This is a genomic window from Streptomyces sp. NPDC091282, assembly GCF_044757385.1.
Classification (GTDB): Bacteria; Actinomycetota; Actinomycetes; order Streptomycetales; family Streptomycetaceae; genus Streptomyces; species Streptomyces gramineus.
This window is the reverse complement of the sequence record NZ_JBIVUX010000007.1, coordinates 461,763-483,648: the sequence shown is the minus strand read 5'-3', so window position 1 is coordinate 483,648 and position 21,886 is coordinate 461,763. Positions and strand designations below refer to the sequence as shown.

General features: G+C 72.4%; 19 protein-coding genes and 1 pseudogene. 14 read left to right on the top strand and 6 right to left on the bottom strand.

Going from position 1 to position 21,886, the window contains the following annotated elements; genetic code table 11:
- Position 1: 1 nt before the first annotated feature.
- From ACIQOE_RS31775 to ACIQOE_RS31765, 3 genes are all read right to left on the bottom strand, one after another.
- On the bottom strand, positions 2-1,639 hold the full coding sequence (locus ACIQOE_RS31775; RefSeq protein WP_365562656.1) for a PucR family transcriptional regulator: 1,638 nt from the start codon (positions 1,637-1,639) through the stop codon (positions 2-4).
- Between the two features lie 43 nt (positions 1,640-1,682).
- Positions 1,683-3,065 (bottom strand): FAD-binding oxidoreductase, encoded by a 1,383-nt coding sequence (locus ACIQOE_RS31770; RefSeq protein ID WP_401415066.1) that lies wholly within the window; start codon positions 3,063-3,065, stop codon positions 1,683-1,685.
- Positions 3,066-3,184: 119 nt separating this feature from the next.
- On the bottom strand, positions 3,185-4,987 hold the full coding sequence (locus tag ACIQOE_RS31765) for a glycoside hydrolase family 15 protein (RefSeq protein WP_351320773.1): 1,803 nt from the start codon (positions 4,985-4,987) through the stop codon (positions 3,185-3,187).
- 510 nt (positions 4,988-5,497) lie between these two features.
- On the opposite strand from ACIQOE_RS31765, the gene ACIQOE_RS31760 reads away from it, so the two are divergent.
- The 11 genes from ACIQOE_RS31760 (at position 5,498) to ACIQOE_RS31710 (ending at position 18,413) form a co-directional block, all read left to right on the top strand.
- A complete protein-coding gene (locus ACIQOE_RS31760; RefSeq protein ID WP_351320722.1) occupies positions 5,498-7,186 on the top strand; it encodes a CTP synthase in 1,689 nt (562 codons plus the stop codon).
- Positions 7,187-7,271: 85 nt separating this feature from the next.
- A complete protein-coding gene (locus ACIQOE_RS31755; RefSeq protein ID WP_401415064.1) occupies positions 7,272-7,898 on the top strand; it encodes an NUDIX domain-containing protein in 627 nt (208 codons plus the stop codon).
- 186 nt (positions 7,899-8,084) lie between these two features.
- A complete protein-coding gene (locus ACIQOE_RS31750) occupies positions 8,085-10,142 on the top strand; it encodes a tetratricopeptide repeat protein (protein ID WP_401415062.1) in 2,058 nt (685 codons plus the stop codon).
- A 144-nt stretch (positions 10,143-10,286) separates the two neighbouring features.
- Positions 10,287-11,402 carry an alanine dehydrogenase gene (gene ald, locus ACIQOE_RS31745; protein WP_351936604.1) on the top strand — a complete coding sequence of 372 codons (1,116 nt, stop codon included), beginning with the start codon at positions 10,287-10,289 and terminating at the stop codon, positions 11,400-11,402.
- Positions 11,403-11,813: 411 nt separating this feature from the next.
- On the top strand, positions 11,814-12,941 hold the full coding sequence (locus ACIQOE_RS31740) for a ParA family protein (RefSeq protein ID WP_351320716.1): 1,128 nt from the start codon (positions 11,814-11,816) through the stop codon (positions 12,939-12,941).
- On the top strand, positions 12,926-13,549 hold the full coding sequence (locus ACIQOE_RS31735) for a hypothetical protein (RefSeq protein WP_362643691.1): 624 nt from the start codon (positions 12,926-12,928) through the stop codon (positions 13,547-13,549). Before ACIQOE_RS31740 ends, ACIQOE_RS31735 begins: the two co-directional genes overlap by 16 nt.
- An 18-nt stretch (positions 13,550-13,567) precedes the next feature.
- On the top strand, positions 13,568-14,728 hold the full coding sequence (locus tag ACIQOE_RS31730) for a segregation/condensation protein A (protein ID WP_401415060.1): 1,161 nt from the start codon (positions 13,568-13,570) through the stop codon (positions 14,726-14,728).
- Positions 14,725-15,378 (top strand): SMC-Scp complex subunit ScpB, encoded by a 654-nt coding sequence (gene scpB / locus ACIQOE_RS31725; RefSeq protein WP_351320710.1) that lies wholly within the window; start codon positions 14,725-14,727, stop codon positions 15,376-15,378. The genes ACIQOE_RS31730 and scpB overlap by 4 nt, the downstream gene beginning before the upstream one ends.
- Positions 15,378-16,502 (top strand): pseudouridine synthase, encoded by a 1,125-nt coding sequence (locus ACIQOE_RS31720; RefSeq protein ID WP_351320708.1) that lies wholly within the window; start codon positions 15,378-15,380, stop codon positions 16,500-16,502. The genes scpB and ACIQOE_RS31720 overlap by 1 nt, the downstream gene beginning before the upstream one ends.
- 172 nt (positions 16,503-16,674) lie before the next feature.
- Positions 16,675-17,394, top strand: a complete 720-nt coding sequence (locus ACIQOE_RS31715) for an NUDIX domain-containing protein (protein WP_351320706.1) — start codon at positions 16,675-16,677, stop codon at positions 17,392-17,394.
- Positions 17,391-18,413: an ADP-ribosylglycohydrolase family protein gene (locus ACIQOE_RS31710; RefSeq protein WP_365573371.1), complete on the top strand. Its 1,023-nt coding sequence runs from the start codon at positions 17,391-17,393 to the stop codon at positions 18,411-18,413. The genes ACIQOE_RS31715 and ACIQOE_RS31710 overlap by 4 nt, the downstream gene beginning before the upstream one ends.
- Before the next feature lie 138 nt (positions 18,414-18,551).
- Here the strand turns inward: ACIQOE_RS31710 and ACIQOE_RS31705 are convergent, their stop codons facing one another.
- The 3 genes and pseudogenes from ACIQOE_RS31705 to ACIQOE_RS31695 all read right to left on the bottom strand — a co-directional run.
- Entirely contained in the window at positions 18,552-19,295 is a 744-nt protein-coding gene (locus ACIQOE_RS31705; protein ID WP_401415057.1) for a DNA polymerase beta superfamily protein, read from the bottom strand.
- Positions 19,296-19,317: 22 nt separating this feature from the next.
- Positions 19,318-19,803: a Rieske (2Fe-2S) protein gene (locus ACIQOE_RS31700; RefSeq protein WP_399013175.1), complete on the bottom strand. Its 486-nt coding sequence runs from the start codon at positions 19,801-19,803 to the stop codon at positions 19,318-19,320.
- A gap of 81 nt (positions 19,804-19,884) precedes the next feature.
- Positions 19,885-20,028 (bottom strand): annotated as a pseudogene (locus tag ACIQOE_RS31695) (hypothetical protein); the annotation flags it as partial.
- A gap of 60 nt (positions 20,029-20,088) precedes the next feature.
- Between ACIQOE_RS31695 and ACIQOE_RS31690 the strand changes: the two are divergent.
- The 3 genes from ACIQOE_RS31690 (at position 20,089) to ACIQOE_RS31680 (ending at position 21,815) form a co-directional block, all read left to right on the top strand.
- A complete protein-coding gene (locus tag ACIQOE_RS31690) occupies positions 20,089-20,274 on the top strand; it encodes a hypothetical protein (RefSeq protein WP_399013151.1) in 186 nt (61 codons plus the stop codon).
- Positions 20,275-20,370: 96 nt separating this feature from the next.
- Complete coding sequence (aroH, locus tag ACIQOE_RS31685) at positions 20,371-20,733, top strand: chorismate mutase (protein ID WP_351320696.1); 363 nt, start codon at positions 20,371-20,373, stop codon at positions 20,731-20,733.
- A complete protein-coding gene (locus ACIQOE_RS31680; protein WP_362643686.1) occupies positions 20,730-21,815 on the top strand; it encodes a prephenate dehydrogenase in 1,086 nt (361 codons plus the stop codon). The genes aroH and ACIQOE_RS31680 overlap by 4 nt, the downstream gene beginning before the upstream one ends.
- Positions 21,816-21,886: the final 71 nt, after the last annotated feature.

Sequence of the window (21,886 nt, the reverse complement as noted above, 5' to 3'; positions counted from 1 at the left end):
GTCAGGGGACGTGCCGGCGGGCGCGCAGGGCGAGGCTCAACGCCAGTACCGTCTGCGGGTCGTCGAGGTCGGTGCCGAGCAACTCACCGATGCGGGCCAGCCGGTTGTAGAGGGTCTGCCGGTTCAGGTGCAGCTCGCGGGCCGTCTCCGCCTTGCGGCCGGCGTGCGCGAGATAGGTCTCCAGGGTCGGCAGCAGCGGCGGCTTCGACCGGTCGTCGTGGTCCCGGAGCGGGCCGATCGCCCGGTCGACGAAGGCCGCCAGGTCCGGATGGTCGCGCAGCCGCCACAGCAGCAGGTCGATGTCGAGGCGCCGGGCGTCGTACCAGGGGCGGTCGGAGAGGCCCTGGGCCGCCGTCGCCGTCTCGGCCGCGTGCCGCAGCCCCGCCGAGGCCGCCGCCCAGCCGCCCGGCACCCCGACCACCACGACCGGCGGGGCGGCCCCGGGGCGCCGCATCCCGGCCCGCTCCACACCCGCCCGCAGCGCCGCCGCGACCCGGTCCGCGACCGTCGCGCGCTCCGCCTCCGAGCGCAGGCCCAGCAGGAGCGGCACCCGGCCCTCGACCGGCCGCACCCCGAGCAGCACGGGCACGCCCACGGCCGCCAGTTCCTCGCCCACCGCCCGGGCCAGCACCGCCCACCCGCCGCCCGGGGACAGGGAGTCGCCGACCCGCATGACCACCGGCAGCAGCGGGCTGCCGCCGGGCTTGAAGCCGAGGACGCGGGCCTGGGCCGGGGCGTCCGCCGCGCTGATGCGGCCCTCGGCGAGGTCGGTCAGGAAGTCACCGCGGCCGCGGGCGGCCAGTTCCTCCTCCTGGCGGGCCTGCATCAGGACGACGGCCAGGATGCCGGCGGCCCGTTCCGCGGCGTTGCGGTGCACCGGGGCGAGCGGCCCGCGCACCGGGAGCAGCACCAGCCGGGCGCGCACCGAGCCGGTTCCCGGACCGCCGCCCGGCACGTCCACCAGGACCGTCCCGGCGGGCGGCGGCGCGTTCCGGTGCTGGCCGCGCAGCCCCTCCCACACCTGGAGCGGATCCGCGCCCTCGGGCCCCGACCCGGCGGCGTACAGCAACTGGCCGTCGGTGGTCTCCAGGAAGACCGGGTTGCCGCAGAAGTCGGCGAGGATCGCCAGGACCTGCGGGACCCCGCCGCCGCCCAGCAGGGCCTCGGTACAGCGGCGGTGCACCTCCTCGGCGCGCTGGAGGAGCGTGTAGTGGTGGTTGACGATCTCGGTGTGGATCTCCTCCGTCACCGTCACGAAGGGCACCTCACGGTGCAGCACGACCAGCGGCAGCCCGGTGGTGCGGGCGGTGTCGACGAGGGTGGCGGGCAGCCGCGCGAATCGCGGGCCCAGCTCCACCACCAGGGCGGCGATGCCCCGTTCGGCCAGGGTGCGCACGAACGCCCGCTGGTCGCCCGGCCGGGTGCCGAGTCCGTACCCGGTGGTGAGGAGCAGTTCGCCGCCCTTGAGCAGCGAGGCGATGTTCGGCACCTCGCCGGCGTGCACCCAGCGCACGGTCCGGCCCAGCCGGTCGGCGCCCGCCAGGATCTCCGGAAGCCCGCTGCGCAGCCCGGGCAGCTCCAGCGCCCGCTGCACCGTGATCCCGCCCTGGGTGTCGAACCCGCTGCCCGTACCGTCCATGGAGCGGACGCTACCTGGGCGAACGCCTTCCCGGCACCTTCCGCTAGAGAGGTTCGATGTTGTGGTTGAAGCGGAAAACGTTGTCGGGGTCCCAGGTCCGCTTCACCTTGCCGAGCCGCAGCGAGTTCCCCGCGCCGAGCCCGGCCCGCACCCGGTCGCCGCCCTCGTCGCCGATGAAGTTCAGGTAGACCGCGCCGTTGGACCAGGGACGCACGGCGGCCCGGACGTCCCGGACCCAGGCCACGGCCCGTTCGTCGTCGGCCGCATCCGCCCACATGCCGAAGGGGTGCACGGCCCAGGACGCGGACCGGTAGGGCACCGGGTACTCGGCCGGCCCCGCCGCGATCGCCCCGCCCTGCGGGAACAGCACGTGCTGGGTGCCGGACGGCACCGGAACGCCGTCCGCGCAGGCGCAGAACGCGTCCACCGCCGCGTCGGGCAGCGCGTCCAGGTACTCGGCCGACCAGTAGTTCCGCAGGCCGGGCGGGAAGTCGAGCATGGACTGTGCCGCGGGATACAGCATCCGGCCGACCGTCTCCGCCTCGTGCGGCAGCGCCAGCAGCGGCCCGACGACCTTCCGCAGGTCCTCCTCGCCGCCCGCGTACGTCACCAGGGCCACGCACACCAGCGTGCCGACCAGGCGCTCCGGTACGAACGGCAGCGGCGGTCCGGTGAGGTACTGCACCGCGCCGGCCGCCTCGTCGGGCCCGGTGCGGATCATCTCCCGGTAGGTGCGCACCACGTCCGGTCCCGATTCCGGCGGATACAGCAGTACCGCGACGGAGAACGCCGGCAGCTCGTGCAGGGCGAGGGTGAGGGCGGTGGCGACGCCGAAGTTCCCGCCGCCGCCGTGCAGGGCCCAGAACAGCTCGGGGTTCTCGTCGGCGCTCGCGCGCACCCGCTCGCCGTCCGCGGTGACCAGCTCGACGCCGAGCAGGTTGTCGACGGCCAGGCCGAAGGCGCGGTCCAGCCAGCCCGTACCGCCGCCGAGGACGAAGCCGCCGACGCCGGTGGTGGAGGCCCGGCCGCCGGTGGTGGCCAGGCCGTACGGCTCGGTCGTCCGGTCCAGATCGCTCATCGTGGCGCCGCCCTGCACACGGACCGCCCGCGCCGCGGGGTCGACGGTGACGCCGTGCATCCGGCGCAGGTCCACCACGAGCGCGGCGTCACCGCTCGCCGAACCGGCCACGCTGTGGCCGCCGCCGCGCACCGCGATCGCCAGGTCCAGCTCGCGGCCGAACCGCACCGCACGGACCACGTCGGCGTCGTCGGCGCACTGGGCGATGACCGCGGGCCGCCGGTCGATCATGGCATTGAAGACGGCACGGGCGTCGTCGTACCCGACGTCCCCCGGCGCGAACACCGCACCGACCAGATCCTCACGCAGTGCGGCGAGCGCCGTACCTGCCTTAGACGGGGAAGCCATGGCCGTCCCCTTCCGGAAAAGGAGGATTCTCTCTCGACCAGCCTAGGCAGAGCGCCCCGTAGGGGCGCGGGGAACTGCGCGACCAGCCCCCACGCACCCGCGGAGTACCACTGGCCCCCTTACCCCCCGTACGCCCCCGACGCCGTGAGCCGCAGCGCCGTGTCGATCAGCGGCACATGGCTGAACGCCTGCGGGAAGTTCCCCACCTGCCGCTGCAACCGCGGATCCCACTCCTCCGCCAGCAGCCCGAGGTCGTTGCGCAGCGCGAGCAGCTTCTCGAACAGCTTGCGGGCCTCGTCGACGCGGCCGATCATCGCGAGGTCGTCGGCCATCCAGAACGAGCAGGCCAGGAACGCCCCCTCGTCACCGGGGAGACCGTCGACGCCCTCGTCGCCGCCCGAGGTCGGGTAGCGCAGGATGAAGCCGTCCGAGGTGGACAGCTCGCGCTGGATCGCCTCGATGGTGCCGATGACCCGCTTGTCGTCCGGCGGCAGGAAACCCATCTGCGGGATCAGCAGCAGCGACGCGTCCAGCTCCTGCGAGCCGTAGGACTGCGTGAAGGTGTTGCGTTCCTTGTCGTAGCCCTTCTCGCAGACGTCCCGGTGGATGTCGTCGCGCAGTTCCTTCCAGCGCTCCAGCGGGCCGTCCGCGTCCCCGGACTCGATCAGCTTGATGGTGCGGTCCACCGCGACCCAGGCCATCACCTTGGAGTGCACGAAGTGCCGGCGCGGGCCGCGGACCTCCCAGATGCCCTCGTCCGGCTCGTCCCAGTGGTCCTCCAGGTAGCGGATGAGCTTCAGCTGGAGGAGGGAGGCGTAGTCGTTGCGGGCGAGGCCGGTCATGTGGGCCAGGTGCAGGGCCTCGGTGACCTCGCCGTAGACGTCCAGCTGGAGCTGGTGCGCCGCGCCGTTGCCGACCCGGACCGGGGCCGAGTGCTCGTAGCCGGGCAGCCAGTCCAGCTCGGCCTCGCCCAGCTCGCGCTCGCCCGCGATGCCGTACATGATCTGGAGGTTCTCCGGGTCGCCCGCGACCGCGCGCAGCAGCCACTCGCGCCAGGCACGGGCCTCCTCGCGGTAGCCGGTGCGCAGCAGGGAGGACAGGGTGATGGCGGCGTCGCGCAGCCAGGTGTAGCGGTAGTCCCAGTTGCGGACGCCGCCGATGTCCTCCGGCAGGGAGGTGGTGGGCGCGGCGACGATGCCGCCCGTCGGGGCGTACGTCAGGGCCTTCAGGGTGATCAGGGAGCGGACCACCGCCTCGCGGTACGGGCCGTGGTACGTACACTGCTCGACCCACTCCCGCCAGAACTCCTCGGTCGCCTCCAGCGACTGCTCGGGCTCCGGCAGCGGCGGCGGCTCCTTGTGCGAGGGCTCCCACGAGATGGTGAACGCGATCCGGTCGCCGGGGGCCACCGTGAAGTCGGCGTAGGTGGTCAGCGACTTGCCGTAGGTCTCCGCCGACGTGTCGAACCACACCGAGTCGGGGCCCGCGACGGCGACCGTACGGCCCTCGTGCTTGTGCACCCAGGGGACCACCCGGCCGTAGGAGAACCGCATCCGCAGCACCGAGCGCATCGGCACCCGGCCGGTGACGCCCTCGACGATCCGGATCAGCTGGGGCGCGCCGTCACGCGGCGGCATGAAGTCGGTGACCCGGACCGTGCCGCGCGGGGTGTCCCACTCGGACTCCAGGATCAGCGAGTCGCCGCGGTAGGTGCGGCGGGCCGCGGTCGGCGGCTCGGAGTCGGCCGCGTGGGCCGGGCCGAGCCGCCAGAAGCCGTGTTCCTCGGTGCCGAGCAGACCGGCGAAGATGGCATGCGAGTCGAAGCGGGGCAGGCACAGCCAGTCCACTGTGCCGTCCCGGCAGACCAATGCCGCGGTCTGCATGTCTCCGATGAGTGCGTAGTCTTCGATGCGCCCGGCCACGTGCAACTCCAGTCGAACGGCCACGTCACCCCCCAGGCAAAAGGGGGCTGTCGCTAGTGCGGTCAAGGGGGGTTGTTGTTGTGCGTCGTTAAGCGGTGAAGCAAAGCAGCCCGCCGCGCCCTGAGGCAAAACGACAGTCATAGCTCAACGAACTGCCGAGCTCTCGTGTTCCGGGGGTGACGGGCGGGGGTGTGCCGTCTTTTCCGGTCGGCTCGGCAGCGAGTGTCCGAGCAGGATACGACGCACGTAGATGATCTGCGTGCCGCTCCGGGCAACCCGTGTGGGCCGAATGGGTGAGCCCTGAGTGAAAACCCGGTAAGCCAGGCACCACGTCTGTGCCGATGTGTGTACGGAGCGTGGCCGGAAGCCATCTCTCCACGGCGCTGATACCCTGGTAGCCCGTGGACCGGTGGGTACGAAACCCCCGAACCGCAGCGACGGCACCCCCGGACATCCGGAGGCCGGCCGTACCGCATGACAGACCGCGACCACGGGAGCACCCTCTTGGCCATGCCGACGCCTGCTTTTCGATCGGGCACAGCTACGACGACCAAGCACATCTTCGTCACCGGGGGTGTCGCCTCCTCGCTCGGCAAGGGCCTCACCGCCTCCAGCCTGGGCATGCTGCTCAAGGCCCGCGGCCTGCGTGTGGTGATGCAGAAGCTCGACCCGTACCTGAACGTCGACCCGGGCACGATGAACCCCTTCCAGCACGGTGAGGTGTTCGTCACCAACGACGGTGCCGAGACCGACCTGGACATCGGCCACTACGAGCGTTTCCTCGACCGCGACCTGGACGGCTCCGCCAACGTCACCACAGGTCAGGTCTATTCGACGGTGATCGCCAAGGAACGGCGTGGCGAGTACCTGGGCGACACCGTCCAGGTCATCCCGCACATCACCAACGAGATCAAGCACCGCATCCGCCGGATGGCCACCGACGAGGTGGACGTCGTCATCACCGAGGTCGGCGGCACGGTCGGCGACATCGAGTCCCTGCCGTTCCTGGAGACGGTCCGCCAGGTCCGTCACGAGGTCGGCCGCGACAACGTGTTCGTGGTGCACATCTCGCTCCTCCCGTACATCGGCCCTTCGGGCGAGCTGAAGACCAAGCCCACCCAGCACTCGGTGGCCGCGCTGCGCAACATCGGCATCCAGCCGGACGCGATCGTGCTGCGCTGCGACCGCGAGGTGCCCACCGCCATCAAGCGCAAGATCTCGCTGATGTGCGACGTCGACGAGGCAGCCGTGGTCGCCTGTCCGGACGCCCGCTCGATCTACGACATCCCGAAGACCGTGCACGGCGAGGGCCTGGACGCCTACGTCGTCCGCAAGCTGGACCTGCCGTTCCGGGACGTGGACTGGCGGACCTGGGACGACCTGCTCGACCGCGTCCACAACCCCGACCACGAGATCACCCTCGCGCTGGTCGGCAAGTACATCGACCTGCCCGACGCCTACCTCTCGGTCACCGAGGCGCTGCGCGCCGGCGGTTTCGCCAACAAGGCCCGCGTCAAGATCAAGTGGGTCACGTCGGACGACTGCCGTACCCCGGCCGGCGCGGCCGCGCAGCTCGGTGACGTCGACGGCATCTGCATCCCCGGCGGCTTCGGCGACCGCGGTGTGCTCGGCAAGGTCGGCGCCATCAAGTACGCCCGCGAGAACCGGATCCCGCTGCTCGGCCTCTGCCTCGGCCTGCAGTGCATCGTGATCGAGGCCGCGCGCAACCTGGCCGACATCCCGGACGCCAACTCCACCGAGTTCGACTCCGCCACCGGCCACCCGGTGATCTCCACCATGGCCGAGCAGCTGGACATCGTCGCCGGCGAGGGCGACATGGGCGGCACCATGCGGCTGGGCATGTACCCGGCCAAGCTGGCCGAGGGCTCGATCGTGCGCGAGGTGTACGACGGCAAGGAGTACGTCGAGGAGCGCCACCGGCACCGCTACGAGGTGAACAACGCCTACCGCGCGGAGCTGGAGAAGAAGGCCGGCATCCAGTTCTCCGGCACCTCCCCGGACGGCAAGCTCGTCGAGTACGTCGAGTACCCGCGCGACGTCCACCCCTACCTGGTCGCCACCCAGGCGCACCCGGAGCTGCGGTCCCGCCCGACCCGCCCGCACCCGCTGTTCGCGGGCCTGGTGAAGGCCGCGGTCGCGCGCCAGCAGGACTCCGCCGGGCAGGAGAATGCGAAGTAACACACCGGTTGTACGGTGGCCGGGGCGCATCCCCTCAAAGGGACGCACCCCGGTTTTCTTCTCCGCACGCGGAAGGCGGCACGGCATGACCATCAAGGACACTCCCGAGGAGTGGGAGATCCGGACGACGGAGACCCCCTTCGTGGGCAACAAGACCTCCGTCCGCACGGACGAGGTGGTCATGCCCGACGGGTCGGTGGTCCGCCGTGACTACCAGGTCCACCCCGGCTCGGTCGCCGTCCTCGCCCTCGACGAGGAGGACCGGGTGCTACTCATCCGCCAGTACCGGCACCCGGTCCGGCACAAGCTCTGGGAGATCCCGGCCGGTCTGCTCGACGTCCCGGGCGAGAACCCGCTGCACGCTGCCCAGCGCGAGCTGTACGAGGAGGCGCACGTCAAGGCCGAGGACTGGCGGGTGCTGACCGACCTCTACACCACCCCGGGCGGCTGCGACGAGGCGGTGCGGATCTTCCTCGCCCGTGACCTCTCCGAGGCCGAGGGCGAGCGTTTCGCGACCGAGCACGAGGAGATCGACCTGGAGTACGCGCGTGTGCCGGTCGACGAGCTGGTGCGCCTGGTGCTCGCCGGTGACGTGCACAACAACTGCCTGGTGACGGGCGTCCTCTCGCTGGTCGCCGCCCGCACCGGCGACGGACTGGACGCGCTGCGCCCGGCCGACGCGCCCTGGCCGGCCCGCCCCTTCGCCTCCTGAACTCACACGGCGACCCGCACTGCGGGTGTGCTGATGTGACCATCGCCTGATCCGATCGGGCGACGTCCCCGCCGCGCTCCGCCCGGAACGTCCGTGCACGTGAACTAGGCTCGACGCGATTGAGCCGAAAGGCCCGAACCGGAGTCCCGGCGGGCATGCGTGTGCGGTGGGACGGGAGTGTGGCCCGTGACGGATCAGGTGGTGGACACAGGCGGCGCGCGGGTGCCGGCGCCCGCGGCCACGGATGATGAATTCCTGGGCCGTACAAGGGAGTTGAAGGAACTGCGCGCCGACATCGAGCGCGCGGGCCTGGACACCATCGCCGGCCGCAAGGCCCCGCGTGCCCGGGTCCTGCTCATCGCGGGCAGACCCGGATCCGGACGCACCGCCCTCGCCGCGGAACTCGTCCGCCGGGTCGCCGCCGACTACCCGGACGGCGTGCTGCGCGCCCGCCTCACCGAACCCGACGGCACCCCCGTCCCCGTCGAACGCGCCGCCCGCGACCTCCTCACCGCGCTGCGGCTGCCCACCCCGGCCGGCGCCGCCGAGGACGACCTCACGCACGCCCTGCGCACCGCCCTCGCCGGGCGCCGGATGCTGCTCCTGCTCGACGACGCGCCCGGCGCCGACCACGTCGACGCGCTGCTGCCGGACAACTCGGACTGCCTGGCCGTCGCCGTCTCCGGCGGTCCGCTCACCGGGATCTCCGACGTCCGCCCGTGCACCCTCGGCGGCCTGGACACCAAGTCGGGCGTGGAACTCCTGGCCCGGTACACCGGCTCGGTCCGCGTCACCGTCGACCCGCGGTCCGCCGAGGCGCTGGCCGAGGTGTGCCAGGGACAGCCCGCCGCGCTCACCCTGGCCGGCGGCTGGCTGGCGGCCCACCCCCAGGTGACCGTCTCCGACCTCGCCAAGCGGCTGCACGCCGACCCGGACGACGTCACCGCGCTCGCCCGCGTCTTCCGCTTCGTCCACGACGACCTGCCCGCCCAGACCGCCCGGACGCTGCGACTCCTCTCGCTGGCCCCGGCCGGTCTGGTGGACCCGCACACCGCCTCCGCCCTGGCGGGCTGCTCGGTGGACACCGCCCGCAGCGCCCTGGACGAGCTGGTCCGCCTCGGCATGGTCCGCCCCCTGCCCACCTCGCTGCCCCAGTACGAGGTCCCCGGCTGCCTGCACCCGCTGCTCCGCGGCCTGGCCGAGACCCAGGAGCGGGCCGGGGAACTCCAGCTGGCCCGGGCCCGGATGCTGGAGCGGACGGTACGGCTGCTCCAGTCCTGCCGGGCGATCACCGAGACGGACAACCCGCAGGCCCGCGAGAAGCTCCAGGCGCTCCCCCGCGAGCTGCGCTTCCCCACCCCGCGGGCCGCCGCCGACTGGCTGCGGATCCGGCGTCCGGCGCTGCTCGCCGCGGCCCGCGCCGCGGTCGCCGACGGCGAGCTGGACACCCTGGCCCGCCGGCTGATGTCCCAGCTGGTCAAGGCCATGGCGGCGCACTTCGGCACCCAGGCGGCCGCGCCCGACCTGTACGGCATCCACCGGCTGGTGCTCGACGTGGCCGAGCGCCGGCACCTGCCCCGCGAGCAGGCCGCCGCGCTGCTGAACCTGGCCGACCTGGACGCGCAGACCGGGCGCACCCAGGACGCGCTGGTGCGATATCGGTCGGCTTTGACTGCCGGACGCAGTGCAAATGACCCGTACGCGACCGGCCGCGCAATGGAATCCGTAGGTGGCGCGTATCAGGAGCTGGGCGACTACGACCGGGCCGCCGACTGGTTCGGCCGCGCCCTCGCCGAGCGCCTGGCCCGCGACGAGCGCGCCGAGGCCGCCCGGCTCTACGGCCGCATCGCCGGCGCGCACACCTACGCGGGCCGCTACGGCGAGGCGCTGCGGGCCTGGCGGGCCGCCGTCTCCGGGCACCGCAAGAACGGCGATGTGGCCGCCCAGGCGCGGGCGTTGAGCGAGCTGGCCCGCGTCCAGGAGTACGCCGGCCGGCCCGCCGAGTCGCTGCGCACCTGCCAGGAGGCGGTCGAGTGGGCGCGCCGCGCCGAGGACACCCGGCTCCAGGCGGCGCTCCAGCTGCGGCTGGCGGACACCCTGGAGCGCCTCGGCGACTCCACCGCGGCGAGCCTGCACCGCTCGGCCGCCGAGCGCATGCTGGGTGAGGAGCCCCTCGACCAGGACTCCAGCCCGGAACAGGGAGATAACGCCTGCGAAATCCGTAGCGGGTCCGGCGAAGATTGATGCAATGAAAGGCTAGACAGCCGGAACGCCTTCATTAGACTGGCTCTGCCGCCGGTTCTCCTGCGGTGTCTCCTGGTGTGTTCCTCCATGCCGGGTATGTGCTGTTGTGCCCCCACACCCTCTGAGCCAAGGACCGTGATCGACGTGAAGGTCGGCATCCCCCGCGAGGTCAAGAACAACGAGTTCCGGGTGGCCATCACCCCCGCCGGTGTGCACGAGCTGGTGCGCCACGGCCACCAGGTCGTCATCGAGCGCGGCGCCGGTGTCGGCTCGTCGATCCCGGACGACGAGTACATCGCCGCCGGCGGGCAGATCCTGGACACGGCCGATGAGGTGTGGGCCACGGCCGACCTGCTGCTCAAGGTCAAGGAGCCGATCGCGGAGGAGTACCACCGCCTCCGCAAGGACCAGACGCTCTTCACCTACCTGCACCTGGCCGCGTCCAAGGAGTGCACCGACGCCCTCCTGGAGTCCGGCACCACCGCCATCGCCTACGAGACCGTCGAGCTGCCGAGCCGCGCGCTGCCGCTGCTCGCCCCGATGTCCGAGGTCGCGGGCCGGCTCGCGCCGCAGGTCGGCGCCTACCATCTGATGCGCGCGGCCGGCGGCCGCGGCGTCCTGCCCGGCGGCGTCCCGGGCGTGCTGCCCGCCAAGGCCGTCGTCATCGGCGGCGGTGTCTCCGGCTGGAACGCGGCGCAGATCGCCATCGGCATGGGCTTCGACGTGACCCTGCTCGACCGCGACATCAACAAGCTGCGCGAGGCCGACAAGATCTTCGGCACCAAGGTCAAGGCCGTCATGTCCAACTCCTTCGAGCTGGAGAAGGCCTGCCTGGAGGCCGACCTGGTGATCGGCGCGGTGCTCATCCCGGGTGCCAAGGCCCCGAAGCTGGTCACCAACGAGCTGGTCTCCCGCATGAAGCCGGGAAGTGTTCTTGTCGACATCGCGATCGACCAGGGCGGCTGCTTCGAGGACTCCCGGCCCACCACGCACGCCGACCCGACCTTCCGGATCCACGAGTCGGTCTTCTACTGCGTCGCCAACATGCCCGGCGCGGTGCCCAACACCTCCACCTACGCGCTCACGAACGCCACGCTGCCCTACATCGTGTCGCTCGCGGACAACGGCTGGGTCGAGGCGCTGCGCCGCGACGCCGCGCTCGCCAAGGGCCTCAACACGCACGACGGCAAGGTCGTCTACCGCGAGGTCGCCGAGGCCCACGGCCTGGACCACGTCGAGCTCGCCACGCTGCTGGACTGACCCGCCGCGCCGAGGCGGTGGCTAAGTCACCTTTTCGTAAAGGCGATACGTCAACAAGCCGCGTCAACCGCGCCCATCCGGCCGGACCTTGCCGACAAGGTCCGGCCGGATGTGTGTATGGTCACTTTGCGACGCTCGGTCAACTCGCCTCGAACGTAACCCTTCGACCGATTCGCGCACCGGTGAAACCTGCTGTGCGACGGCCGTACGCCCTTGACAGCGAGATGTTTCATTGCCGACACATCCTGCCGGGTCCGGCGGATTGTGTTGCTGCGGACGCCCGACACGCCATAGAGTCGCCGACTGTCGGCATGGTGCCACGCTGACCTGTCTAGAAGTTTCCTGGTCACCAAGGAGGTAAGACGACTTGTGAATGAGTCGACATTTTCTCCCGGGGGTGGTCAACCAGGAATGCCGGTGAGGGACCAGGGTCCCGCGGGGTTCGAGGCTGTCGGCTCCGTCGCGGTGCGCACCTTCGCAGCCCATCAGAGTTCGCTGACCACGCGGACAGCACACCAGAGCATGGATGGCCATCACGTGAACGCCATGGCCGGCGACGGAAGTGGCGCGCCCCACAGCCGGTTCGCCGACTACGACGAACTGCCCGAGGGGCACTTCTACGACCCCGACGCCGAGTACGAGCCCGATCCGGAGTACGCGGCCACGCTCGCGCCCGACGCGGCCCGCCAGCGTCGCGAGCGCGTCGGCCCGACCGGCCGCCCGCTGCCCTACTTCCCGATCCCGGGTCCGCTGACCGATCACGGCCCCGCGAAGATCATCGCGATGTGCAACCAGAAGGGCGGCGTCGGCAAGACCACGTCGACCATCAACCTGGGTGCCGCGCTCGCGGAGTACGGCCGGCGGGTCCTGCTCGTGGACTTCGACCCGCAGGGCGCGCTCTCGGTCGGTCTGGGCGTCAACCCGATGGAGCTCGACCTCACCGTCTACAACCTGCTCATGGAGCGGGGCATGGCGGCCGACGAGGTGCTCCTGAAGACGGCGGTCCCCAACATGGACCTGCTGCCCTCCAACATCGACCTGTCGGCCGCCGAGGTCCAGCTGGTCTCCGAGGTCGCGCGGGAGTCGACGCTCCAGCGCGCCCTGAAGCCGCTGCTGCCCGACTACGACTACATCGTGATCGACTGTCAGCCCTCGCTCGGCCTGCTCACGGTCAACGCGCTGACGGCCGCTCACAAGGTGATCGTGCCGCTGGAGTGCGAGTTCTTCGCCCTGCGCGGTGTCGCGCTGCTGACCGAGACCATCGAGAAGGTCCAGGAGCGGCTCAACCCGGAGCTGGAGCTCGACGGCATCCTCGCCACCATGTACGACTCCCGCACCGTGCACAGCCGTGAGGTGCTCGCGCGGGTCGTCGAGGCCTTCGACGACCACGTCTACCACACGGTCATCGGCCGCACGGTCCGCTTCCCGGAGACCACGGTCGCCGGTGAGCCGATCACCACGTACGCCTCCAACTCCGTCGGTGCCGCCGCCTACCGCCAGCTCGCCAGGGAGGTGCTCGCCCGGTGTCACGCCGAGTGAGTCTGCCGGGGGCCGACGAACTGTTCCGTACGACCGGGGGGATGGCGCTGCAGCCGTCCACCCCGAGGCGCCCGGCCAACGGCGAGGCCCGGGTGCCGGCTCCCGCGACTCCCGCGGAGAGCGAGGACACGGCGGCCGAGGGTGCCGGCGACGCGCCGCACGCGGTGCCGGTGCAGGGCGGTGACGGCGAAGGCGCGGAGCACGTGGCGGCGGACGCCGAGCCGGCCGATGCCGGGGAGTCCCGCAACCACGCCCCGGCGCCGGCCGGGCCCTCGGTGACGGTCACGCCGTCGGCCGACCGGACCGGACGGCGGCAGGCGGCGCAGGAAGGTTCTGGCGCCGCCGAGCAGGCCCAGCCCCGCAAGCGCGGCGGCCGGGCCCCCGCGCGGCGGCCGAGCGGCCGGGAACGGCACGACGAGAAGATCACCGTCTACGTCTCCGCCGAGGAACTGATGGACCTGGAGCACGCGCGTCTGGTGCTCCGCGGCGAGCACGGGCTGGCCGTGGACCGCGGCCGGATCGTCCGCGAGGCGGTCGCCGTGGTCCTGGCCGACCTGGAGTCGCGCGGGGACGCGAGCATTCTCGTACGACGGCTGCGCGGCCGGTAGAGGTAGCCTGCGGGGGCCATGACCTCGACCGACGCTCCCGCTCCCGGCCCCTCCGGTGGCCGTCGGCGTGCGCTGGGACGGGGACCGGGCACGGCGCCCCCGACCGCTTCCGAGCCCGCCGAACCGCAGTCGGCACCCGAGCCCGCTGCGACCGGGCCGGAGCCCGTCGCGACGGATCCGGAACCCGTCAGGGCCGCGCCCGAGCCCGTGGCGGCGGAGCCGGCGGACGTGATGGTCGTGCCGGACGCCCCGGCGGCGGTGCCGGAGCCCGATCCGGCGGAGCCGGAAGCCGCGGTGGCCGGGTCCGGGCCCGGACCGGCCGAGCGGCAGCCGGCCGTCGTGGAGCCGGGACCCGCGGCGGAACCCGTCGCGGACGGTGTCTTCAAGGTCCGGCTGGCCAACTTCGAGGGCCCCTTCGACCTCCTCCTCCAGCTGATCTCCAAGCACAAGATGGACGTCACCGAGGTCGCGCTCTCCAAGGTCACCGACGAGTTCATGGCGCACATCCGGGCCATGGGACCGGACTGGGACCTGGACCAGACGACCGAGTTCCTCGTCGTCGCCGCCACCCTGCTCGACCTCAAGGCCGCCCGGCTGCTGCCCGCCGCCGAGGTCGAGGACGAGGCCGACCTCGCGCTCCTCGAAGCCCGCGACCTGCTCTTCGCGCGGCTGCTGCAGTACCGCGCGTACAAGCAGATCGCCGACATCTTCAACCGCCGCCTGGACGAGGAGGCGCGCCGCTGGCCCCGCACCGTCGGCCTGGAGCCGCATCTGGCCGAACTGCTGCCCGAGGTCGTCATCAGCATCGGCCCCGAGGGGTTCGCCAAGCTCGCGGTCAAGGCGATGCAGCCCAGGCCCAAGCCGCAGGTGTACGTCGACCACATCCACGCACCGCTGGTCAGCGTGCAGGAGCAGGCCCAGATCGTGGTCGCCCGGCTGCGGGAGCTGGGCGAGGCGGACTTCCGGTCCCTCGTCGAGGACACCGACGACACCCTCACCGTCGTGGCCAGGTTCCTGGCCCTCCTGGAGCTCTACCGGGAGAAGGCCGTCGCCCTGGACCAGGAGACCGCGCTGGGCGACCTGATCGTGCGGTGGACGGGCGGGGACGCGCAGTCCCGGCCGATGGTGACCGACGAGTTCGACCGGCCGCCGGAGCCGCCCAAGGAGGACAAGGCGTGAGCGAGAACACGACAGAGCTGCCGGCCGGGCTGCGCCCGGTCGCCGAACTCGACCTCAAGCCGGCCCTGGAGGCCGTCCTGATGGTCGTGGACGAGCCCGCCACCGCCGAGCACCTGGCGAAGATCCTGGAGCGTCCGCGGCAGACGATCACCAAGGCGCTGCGGGCCCTGGCCGAGGAGTACACCGCCCAGGGCCGGGGCTTCGAGCTGCGGTTCGTCGCGGGCGGCTGGCGTTTCTACACCCGGGGCGAGTTCGCACCCGCCGTGGAACGGCTGGTCCTGGAGGGCCAGACGGCCCGGCTGACGCAGGCCGCGCTGGAGACCCTGGCGGTCGTCGCCTACCGCCAGCCGGTGAGCCGCAGCCGGGTCTCGGCCGTCCGCGGAGTCAACTGCGACGGCGTCATGCGCACCCTGCTCCAGCGCGGTCTGGTCGAGGAGGCGGGCGCGGAACCCGAAACAGGTGCGATCCTGTACAGGACGACGAACTACTTCCTGGAGCGGATGGGCCTGCGCGGCCTGGACGAGCTCCCGGAACTCGCGCCCTTCCTCCCGGAGGCGGAGGCGATCGAGGCCGAGACCCAGGAGGGTGTGCCGTCGTTCGATCCGGACGCTCCGGATTCCGAGGACGCAGACGACAAGACGGAACTTTGATGCGAAGCAGCAGCGGCAGGAACAGCAGCGGAAACAACGGCGGGAGCCGTGGTGGCAACAGCGGCGGCCGCGGCGGGAGCAGCGGTGGCCGCGGTAACTACCGCGGCGCCGGGAACGCCCGCGACGACAAGCAGGGTGCCGGGCGGCCGAAGAAGCCGCGCCCGGAGGAGCGGCGCTACGACGTGGGCCCCAACGCCACCCAGGACGGCCCGAAGTCGGGCCGCGGCGCCTCGGCCCGCGGTGGCGCCAAGGGCGGCCCCCGGCAGGGACAGGGCACGGGGCGCGGCCGTACGGCTCCGGCCAGCTCCCGCGAGTACGACGCCCGCGCCGAGGAGCGCAACCGGGAGCGGTACGCCGGCAAGCCGGACGTGAAGCTCCCCAAGACCTTCCCGGGCGCCGAGCAGGAGGGCGAGCGGCTGCAGAAGGTTCTCGCCCGCGCGGGCTACGGCTCCCGGCGCGCCTGCGAGGAGCTGATCGAGCAGGCCCGGGTCGAGGTGAACGGCGAGATCGTCCTGGAGCAGGGCAAGCGGGTCGACCCGGAGAAGGACGAGGTCCGCGTCGACGGCCTGACCGTGGCCACGCAGTCGTACCAGTTCTTCTCGCTGAACAAGCCCGCCGGTGTGGTCTCCACCATGGAGGACCCGGACGGGCGGCAGTGCCTGGGCGACTACGTCACCAACCGGGAGACCCGGCTCTTCCACGTGGGGCGCCTGGACACCGAGACCGAGGGCGTCATCCTGCTCACCAACCACGGCGAGCTGGCGCACCGGCTGACCCACCCCAAGTACGGCGTGAAGAAGACCTACCTCGCGCACATCGTGGGTCCCATCCCGCGCGACCTGGGCAAGAAGCTCAAGGACGGCATCCAGCTGGAGGACGGCTACGCGCGCGCGGACCACTTCCGGGTCGTCGAGCAGACCGGCAAGAACTACCTGGTCGAGGTCACCCTGCACGAGGGCCGCAAGCACATCGTGCGGCGCATGCTGGCCGAGGCCGGGTTCCCGGTCGACAAGCTGGTGCGGGTGTCCTTCGGGCCGATCACCCTCGGCGACCAGAAGTCGGGCTGGCTGCGCCGCCTGTCCAACACCGAGGTCGGGATGCTCATGAAGGAAGTCGACCTCTAGAAGGCCCTGAGCGTTTCCCTGACGGCCGGTTCCGTGTGCGACGGGACCGGCCGTCGTCGTTCCCGTGAACGGGGCTCCAGCGGCCGCTGGGGGCCTTGCGTGCCGGGCCTCGCACTATTTATAGTCGTAGAGACTATTAGTGGGAGTGATCAGAAGGGGGGTGGACGGGTCCGTGCAGGACTACGACAAGCACGCCTACGAACCCTTCGCCGTCACCGTCGACCTCGCCGTCCTCACCCTCCGCGCGGGGGCCCTGCACGTGCTGCTGGTCGAGCGCGGACAGGAGCCGTACGCCGGACAGTGGGCGCTGCCGGGCGGCTTCGTGCTGCCCAGGGAGTCGGCCGAGACGGCGGCCCGGCGGGAACTCGCCGAGGAGACCGGACTGTCGGACGTGTCGGGGCTGCACCTGGAGCAACTGCGCACCTACAGCGCACCGGACCGCGACCCGAGGATGCGGGTCGTCTCCGTCGCCTTCACCGCGCTGCTGCCCGACGCGCCCGAACCGCGCGGCGGCGGCGACGCAGCCGAGGCCCGCTGGCTGCCGTACGACCCGGCGCGGCCGCTCGCCTTCGACCACGAGCGGATCCTGGCCGACGGCCACGAACGCGTCGGCGCGAAACTGGAGTACAGCTCGCTGGCCACCGCCTTCTGCCCGCCCGAGTTCACGCTCGGCGAGCTGCAGAACGTCTACGAGACCGTGTGGGGCGTCGAGCTGGACCGCCCCAACTTCCGCCGCAAGGTGCTCGCCACGCCCGGGTTCCTCGAACCGGTGCCCGGCGCCGCCCGGCTCACCGGCGGCCGCGGCAAGCCCGCCGCGCTCTACCGCGCGGGCACCGCCGCCGCGCTCCATCCGCCCCTGCTCCGCCCGTCCCGGGAAGGACGCCCCGCATGACCTCGAACCCCGCCCGCAAGCGCGCCGCCGGCGGCTCCCTGACCGGCCTCGCCCTCGGGGACGCGCTCGGCTTCCCGACCGAGTTCAACGACGTGCCCTCGATCCTCGCCAAGTGCGGCCCGTGGCGGGAGATGGAGCTGCCCGCGCGCGCCTTCGTCTCCGACGACACGCAGATGACCCTCGCGCTCGGACGGGGGCTGCGCACCGCCATGGACCGGGGGTACCTCGCGCCGAAGCGGCTGGAACGGCCGCTGCGCGAGGAGTTCGTGGACTGGTACCAGTCGCCCGAGAACAACCGGGCCCCCGGCCGGACCTGTCTGCGCGCCTGCGACCTGCTGAAGGAGGAGGGCCGGGTCTGGCAGGACGCCAGCCAGATCGACTCCAAGGGGTGCGGGGCCAACATGCGGGTCGCGCCCATCGGGCTCGCGCCCGGGCTGAGCGACGAACAGCGCTCCGGCGCCGCCCAGTTGCAGTCCGCCCTCACCCACGGCCACCCCACCGCGCTGGCCGCCTCCGACCTCACCGCGCACGCCGTGCGGCTGCTGGCGACCGGGACCGAACCGGCCGCGCTGACCGGGCGGTTGCGGTCGTACGCCCTCGACAACCGCACCCACTACCGCCACACCTGGCTCGGCGACCTGTGGACCCGGAGCCACGACGCGAGCCCCGAGGCGTTCACCGCGCGCGGCTGGGACGAATGCCTGGCGATCCTCGACCGCCTTCAGGAGGCCGTGCGGACCGCCTCCCCGGAGGCCGACCCGTGCCTGGCCACCGGCGCCGGCTGGATCGCCGAGGAAGCCCTCGCGACCGGACTGCTGTGCTTCCTGCTCTTCCCCGACGAGCCGGTGACGGCCCTGCGCCGGGCCGCCTGCTCCTCCGGCGACTCGGACTCCATCGCCTGCCTGACCGGCGCCTTCGCGGGAGCCTGGCTGGGCGCCGACGCCTGGCCCGCCGCCTGGGCCGAGCGGATCGAGTACCGGAGCGAACTGCTGGCCCTCGGCGCACTCTGGGACGCCTGACCGCATGACCGACACCCTGTCCCCGGACCTCGACCTGACGCCCGTCGTCGCGGAGCGCCCCGGGACGGGAAGCCGTACAGGTGCGGGACCCGGTCGCGGGCCCGTCTGCCCACCCTGCTCGACACGGCGCAGGACGCGTCAGCGCTGCCCGGCGTGCCCCGGGCCCACGACGCCCTGCACGACCTCCTGGTCCGGGCGCGGCTGCAGGGCTGACGCGCGGCGGACGTCGTAGAGGAAGCCGGCCACGCGCGCGTGGTCCGGCTCCGCCGGGAGCGGGCTGCCGCGCAGCGCCCGCTCGGCCTCCGCCGCGAGCCGGGCCATCCGGACCTCGACCTCCGGCCAGGAGACCTCGCCGCGCTTCACCGCCAGCAACTCCTCGCGCCGGTCGCCGACGTCGATCGTCAGCTCGCCGGTGCGCAGCAGGTCACGGGCGCTCGCCAGCAGCCGGAGCAGGTGCATCGCGTGCTTCCAGCGCGGGGCGCCGTGCACGCGGACGTCCGCGTCGAGCTTGCGGCGCTGGCCGAGGGCGTAGCGGGTGAAGCTGTCGTACGCCTGCCAGGAGAGGAAGGCGCCGCGCAGGGCGAGCAGTTCGCGGCCGGTGTCGTCGATCTGCTCGACCAGGGGCGAGTGCAGGCACTCCAGGATGTTCGGATTGGCCCGCAGCGCCAGCTCGCAGAACCGCTCCAGCTCCCAGGAGAACCGCTCCTCGCCCGGACCCTCCACGTGCGTCGGCGGTTTCTCGAAGCGCCAGAACAGGGCCGTGGGGGCGAGGAACACACCTCGGCGGTCGGTGTCGCTGCCCTCCGTCGCCAGTCCGAAGGCGCGCGACCCCATGACGCAGGTGTAGACGGTGTGGTCGCGTACCAGGTCCTCGGGCTGCATGCCGGGGAGCGTACGCGGGCGGTCACGCCAGGGTGATCGAATTTCCGCTCACCGTGATGGACTCGGCGGGCAGCGGCCTGGTGGCCGGGCCGTGCGCCACCGAGCCGTCGGCGATGTGGAACCTGCTGCCGTGGCAGGGGCAGTCGATGGTGCCGTCCGCCACCTGCGCGACCGTGCAGCCCTCGTGGGTGCAGATCGCCGAGAAGGCCTTGAACTCGCCCTTCTTCGGCTGCGTCACCACGACCTTCTGGTCCTTGAAGATCATGCCGCCGCCCTCCGGGATCTGGCTGGTCTGCGCCAGCGCCTTCCCGGCGGGCGCGCTCGCCGACCCCGAGGACGCCCCGGCGGAGGCCGACGCCGGGGCCGACTCGGCGGCCGACCCGGTGGCGGTGGCCGACGCGGAGGAGCTGGAGCTGCTGCCGCTGTTGCTGCCGCATCCCACGCAGCACACCGCGAGCGCCGACGCGCCCGTCGTGAGCATCGTGCGGCGGGTGGATCCGTCGGTCATGTCGTCACTCCGAACGTGCGGAAGAACCGGGAGGCGGACGCCAGGGAGTCGCTCCGAGCGGAGCAGCAGCATCTTGGCACTGAAAACACCCAGGACGAAGCAACCGGGTATGGAGTGCCGCAAAACGACCTTTCCGTACGCCCGACAGCCCAACGCGCCCGGCCGGATCCGGCCGCGGCGGGCGGTCCGGCCCCGAGTAGCGGGACGCGGCGATCGGGCCGACATTGACCTGGGGGTTCGACGGCGTCCGCGGACGCCGTCCCGACGACTCCGAAAGGCATGGTCATGGCAGGCGACGATCTGGAAAGGATGCTCGGCAGCCTCCTGGGCGGCGAGGGCGAGGACGCACGGCTCCTGAGCGCGCTGATCGGATTCCTCAGCCACGGCCAGGACGGCGGTTCGCTCGGCGGCCTCCTCGACGGCCTGGCCAGGACCGGCCCCACCGCCCGTCCCGGCCAGGAGTCCCGGTGAGCCGCCGTCTCAGCGGGCGGGCACCGCGCACCGGTCCGCCGGTGGGCTGACTAGGCTGGACGTACGGGAAGAGGACGTCAGAACAGGAGCAGAGCCGTGGCGGTACGAGCGGTCCGGGGGGCCGTCCAGCTGGAGCGGGACGAGGCCGGTCACATGGACGAGCAGGTCGGAGCGTTGCTCACCGCCGTCCTGGAGCGGAACGGGCTGACCGCCGACGACCTGATCAGCATCTGGTTCACGGCCACGCCCGACCTGCACAGCGACTTCCCGGCGGCCGCCGCGCGCAAGCTCGGCATCGTCGACGTCCCCCTGATCTGCGCCCAGGAACTGGACATCGAGGGCGCCATGCCCCGGGTCGTACGGATCCTCGCGCACATCGAGTCCGAACGGCCCCGCACCGAGATCAACCACGTCTACCTCGGCGCCGCGGCCGCCCTGCGCAAGGACATCGCCCAGTGAGGACCGCGCTCGTCATCGGTACCGGTCTCATCGGTACGTCCGCCGCCCTCGCCCTCTCCCGGCGGGGCGTCGTCGTCCATCTGGCCGACCACGACCCCGAGCAGGCCAGGACGGCGGCCGCGCTCGGCGCCGGCACCGACCAGCCCCCGGCGGGCCCCGTCGACCTGGCGATCGTCGCCGCCCCGCCCGCCCACGTGGCCGGCGTCCTCGCCGACGCGATGAGCAGGGGCCTGGCCCGCGGCTACGTCGACGTGGCCAGCGTCAAGGGCGGACCGCGCCGCGAGCTGGAGGCACGGGGCCTGGACCTGGCGTCGTACATCGGGACGCACCCCATGTCCGGCCGGGAGAAGTCCGGGCCGCTCGCGGCCACCGCCGACCTCTTCGAGGGCCGCCCCTGGGTGCTCACCCCGACCCGGGACACCGACACCGAGGTGCTCAACCTCGCCCTCGAACTGGTCTCGCACTGCAGCGCCGTACCGGTCGTCATGGACGCCGACGCCCACGACCGCGCGGTCGCGCTCGTCTCCCACATGCCCCACCTGGTCTCCAGCATGGTCGCGGCCCGGCTGGAGCACGCCGAGGAGGCGGCCGTACGGCTGTGCGGGCAGGGCATCCGGGACGTGACCCGGATCGCCGCCTCCGACCCCGGGATGTGGATCGACATCCTCTCCGCCAACCCCGGCCCGGTCGCCGACCTGCTCGCCGACGTCTCCGCCGACCTGGAGGAGACCGTGCGCGCACTGCGGTCCCTGCAGTCCTCGGACGACGCCAAGCGGCACGAGGGCGGCGCCGGCATCGAGGACCTGCTGCGGCGCGGCAACGCCGGCCAGGTCCGGGTGCCCGGCAAGCACGGGTCCGCGCCGCGCGCCTACGAGGTCGTGGCCGTCCTCATCGACGACCAGCCCGGCCAGCTCGGCAAGATCTTCGCGGACGCCGGCGCGGCCGGCGTCAACATCGAGGACGTGCGCATCGAGCACGCGACCGGACAGCAGGCAGGTCACGTCCAGATCTGGGTGGAGCCCAAGGCGGTGCCGGCGCTCACGGCGGCCCTGCGGGACCGCGGCTGGGCGCTGCGGCAATAGGCTGAATCAGGCGGTCGCGGGGGCCGGTAACCTTGTGCGGGGCGCGCGGAGCCCCGCACACCACCCACCAC

What these genes read in the sequence shown, in the direction of transcription:
- ACIQOE_RS31760 (WP_351320722.1), top strand. Translation starts at nt 5,498, where the DNA reads ATGCCGACGCCTGCTTTTCGATCGGGCACAGCTACGACGACCAAGCAC.
- ACIQOE_RS31720 (WP_351320708.1), top strand. Translation starts at nt 15,378, where the DNA reads ATGCGAAGCAGCAGCGGCAGGAACAGCAGCGGAAACAACGGCGGGAGC.
- ACIQOE_RS31710 (WP_365573371.1), top strand. Translation starts at nt 17,391, where the DNA reads ATGACCTCGAACCCCGCCCGCAAGCGCGCCGCCGGCGGCTCCCTGACC.
- ACIQOE_RS31705 (WP_401415057.1), bottom strand. Translation starts at nt 19,295, where the DNA reads ATGCAGCCCGAGGACCTGGTACGCGACCACACCGTCTACACCTGCGTC.
- ACIQOE_RS31740 (WP_351320716.1), top strand. Translation starts at nt 11,814, where the DNA reads ATGCCGGTGAGGGACCAGGGTCCCGCGGGGTTCGAGGCTGTCGGCTCC.
- ACIQOE_RS31730 (WP_401415060.1), top strand. Translation starts at nt 13,568, where the DNA reads ATGACCTCGACCGACGCTCCCGCTCCCGGCCCCTCCGGTGGCCGTCGG.
- ACIQOE_RS31775 (WP_365562656.1), bottom strand. Translation starts at nt 1,639, where the DNA reads ATGGACGGTACGGGCAGCGGGTTCGACACCCAGGGCGGGATCACGGTG.
- ACIQOE_RS31755 (WP_401415064.1), top strand. Translation starts at nt 7,272, where the DNA reads ATGACCATCAAGGACACTCCCGAGGAGTGGGAGATCCGGACGACGGAG.
- ACIQOE_RS31690 (WP_399013151.1), top strand. Translation starts at nt 20,089, where the DNA reads ATGGCAGGCGACGATCTGGAAAGGATGCTCGGCAGCCTCCTGGGCGGC.
- ACIQOE_RS31770 (WP_401415066.1), bottom strand. Translation starts at nt 3,065, where the DNA reads ATGGCTTCCCCGTCTAAGGCAGGTACGGCGCTCGCCGCACTGCGTGAG.
- ACIQOE_RS31700 (WP_399013175.1), bottom strand. Translation starts at nt 19,803, where the DNA reads ATGACCGACGGATCCACCCGCCGCACGATGCTCACGACGGGCGCGTCG.